Annotated in this window: 3 protein-coding genes; 2 read left to right on the forward strand and 1 reads right to left on the reverse strand. The window is 69.2% G+C overall.

The annotated features are described in order from the left end of the window. The first annotated feature begins 156 nt into the window (after positions 1-156). Complete coding sequence (metG, locus tag AC27VN_RS37610; RefSeq protein WP_490879949.1) at positions 157-2,253, forward strand: methionine--tRNA ligase; 2,097 nt, start codon at positions 157-159, stop codon at positions 2,251-2,253. A 29-nt stretch (positions 2,254-2,282) separates the two neighbouring features. Beyond that, positions 2,283-2,501, forward strand: coding sequence for a hypothetical protein (locus tag AC27VN_RS37615; protein ID WP_490879950.1), 219 nt, complete (start codon positions 2,283-2,285; stop codon positions 2,499-2,501). Between the two features lie 19 nt (positions 2,502-2,520). Here AC27VN_RS37615 and AC27VN_RS37620 read toward each other — a convergent pair. Beyond that, positions 2,521-2,972, reverse strand: a 452-nt coding sequence (locus tag AC27VN_RS37620) for a response regulator transcription factor (RefSeq protein WP_490879951.1), incomplete at its 5' end; no start/stop codon positions are given.

A 2,972-nucleotide genomic window follows, 5' to 3' on the forward strand; every position in this document is an offset into this window, starting at 1 on the left:
GTGGCGACGTGGGCCCGGAGAAGATCGGAATCGGCGGGGTGCGGCATGGGGTCGATGCTGCCATCGAACCCGCCGAAACGCCGCGCCACCTAAAATGCCAGGTTCTCCCGCTGCGTCGCTTCCGACGCTCCCGCAACTCCGAAAGCGCCTCCCCCGATGTCCGCCCCGCGCAAGCTCTTCGTCACCACCGCCCTGCCGTACGCCAACGGCAAGTTCCACATCGGCCACATGATGGAGTACATCCAGGCCGACATCTGGGTGCGGAACCAGCGAATGAACGGTGCCGACGTCAACTTCGTCTGCGCCGACGACGCGCACGGCGCGGCGATCACCATCGCGGCCGACAAGGCCGGCGTGACGCCGCAGGCCTTCGTGGCCGAGATCGCCGCGGGCCGCAAGCAGTACCTCGACGGCTACCACATCGCCTTCGACAACTGGCACTCGACCGACGGCCCCGAGAACCACCAGCTGGCGCAGGACATCTACCGCGACCTGCGCGCCAACGGCCTGATCAGCACCAAGAGCGTCGAACAGTTCTACGACCCCGAGAAGGGCATGTTCCTGGCCGACCGCTTCATCAAGGGCGAGTGCCCGAACTGCCACTCGAAGGACCAGTACGGCGACAACTGCGAGGTCTGCGGCGCGGTCTACGCGCCCACCGAGCTGATCAACCCCTACTCGGCGCTCTCGGGCGCCAAGCCCGAGCTGCGCAGCTCCGAGCACTTCTTCTTCAAGCTGTCCGACCCGCGCTGCGAGGCCTACCTCAAGGAATGGACCGCCGCGCCCGGCCACGTGCAGCCCGAGGTGCAGAACAAGATCCGCGAGTGGCTCTACAAGGACGACGAGGGCAAGGGCGGCCTCGGCGACTGGGACATCAGCCGCGACGCGCCCTATTTCGGCATCGAGATCCCCGATGCGCCGGGCAAGTACTTCTACGTCTGGCTCGACGCGCCCGTGGGCTACCTGGCGTCGCTGAAGAACCTGCTCGACAAGCGCTGCATCGAACTGGGCGGCGACGGCATCTCGTACACCGAGTACATGGCCGACCCCGAGCTCGAGCAGGTGCACTTCATCGGCAAGGACATCATCACCTTCCACACGCTGTTCTGGCCCGCGATGCTGCACTTCAGCGGCCGCAAGGCGCCCGACGCGGTCTACGTGCACGGCCACCTGACGGTCAGCGGCGAGAAGATGAGCAAGAGCCGCGGCACCGGCATCGACCCGCTCAGGTACCTGTCGCTCGGCCTCAACGCCGAATGGCTGCGCTACTACATCGCGGCCAAGCTCAACGGCCGCAACGAGGACATCGACTTCAACCCCGACGACTTCGTCGCGCGCGTCAACAGCGACCTGGTGGGCAAGTACATCAACATCGCGAGCCGCGCGGCCGGTTTCATCGGCAAGCGCTTCGGCGGCAAGCTGGGCGAGGTGTCGGCCGATGGCGACGCGCTGCTGTTCGCGCTGCGCGAGGCGGCCGGCGAGGTCCATGCGCTCTACGACGGCCGCGACTATGCGCGCGCGCTGCGCGAGGTGATGGCGCTGGCCGACAAGGTCAACGAGTACGTCGACCAGAACAAGCCCTGGGAACTGGCCAAGAAGGAAGGCGCCGAGGCGCGGCTGCACGACGTGTGCACGGTCTGCATCGAGGCCTTCCGCCTGCTCACGCTGTACCTCAAGCCGGTGCTGCCGGCGCTGGCCGCGAACGTCGAGGCCTTCCTGAAGATCACGCCGCTCGAGTGGACCGATGCCGCGCAGGCGCTGCCCACGGGCCATGCGATCGGCGAGTACAAGCACCTGATGCAGCGTGCCGACGCCAAGGTGGTCGACCAGCTGTTCGACGCGCCCGAGCCGGTGGCGGCCCCCGCCGCCGAACCCGCGGCGGATGCGCTGCCCGGCGGCGAGGCCATCGCGCCCACCATCGGCATCGACGACTTCGTGAAGATCGACCTGCGGATCGCGAAGATCGTGGCCTGCGAGAAGGTCGAGGGCTCGACCAAGCTGCTGCGCCTCACGCTCGACGCCGGCGAAGGCAAGACCCGCAACGTGTTCAGCGGCATCGCCTCGGCCTACCAGCCGGAACAACTGGTGGGCAAGCTCACGGTGCTGGTCGCGAACCTCGCGCCGCGCAAGATGAAGTTCGGCATCAGCGAAGGCATGGTGCTCGCCGCCAGCCACGCCGACGAGAAGGCCCAGCCGGGCATCCACGTGCTCGAGCCCTGGCCCGGCGCCACGCCCGGCATGCGCGTGCGCTGAATCCCGCGTTCTCCCGAAGAGGTCCCACCATGACGACACCGCTGCCGACTTTCTTTCGCGCCACCCTCGCGGCGGCGCTACTGGCCGTGCTCGGCGGCTGCGCGGTGGTCTCGGTGGCGAGCACCGCGGTCAGCGTGACCGCGGGTGCCGTGGGCCTCGCGGCCGACGCGGCGATCGGCACCGCGCGCATCACCGGCAAGGCGGTGGGTGCGGCGGCCGATGCGGTGATTCCCGACGGCGACAAGTAGATGGGCGCCGCGTTCGGGCCTATGCGGCCTGCGCGCCCACCAGCCGCGCCATCTGCACCTTGCTCGTGACGCCCAGCTTGGCATAGACCTGCCGCAGGTGATGGCGCACCGTGGCCGGCGAACTGCCGAGCGTGCGCGCCACCATCTTGTAGCTCTGCCCCTGCGCGAACAGCCGCGCCACCTCGGCCTCGCGGCGGCTCAGCAGCGTGAGGGCGGCCGGTGCCGGCACCGGCGCCTCGTGCAATCCCAGCCCCTGCACCAGCACCAGGTGCGGCATCAGCAGCTCGACCAGCGCCTGCGCGCGCGCGCCGAGGCCGGCCGCCTCGCGGCTGTAGAGCGACAGGTGCATCCACCACGGCGAACCGGGCGCGGGCACGATCACGCTGAGCGCCTGGCCGATGCCATGGTCGGCCGCGAAGGCGCGCATCGAGGCCACGGGCGGCAGCTCGTGCGCGGCCAGCGCGACGCCAT

The organism is Variovorax sp. 20P10.2.4 (assembly GCF_058244205.1).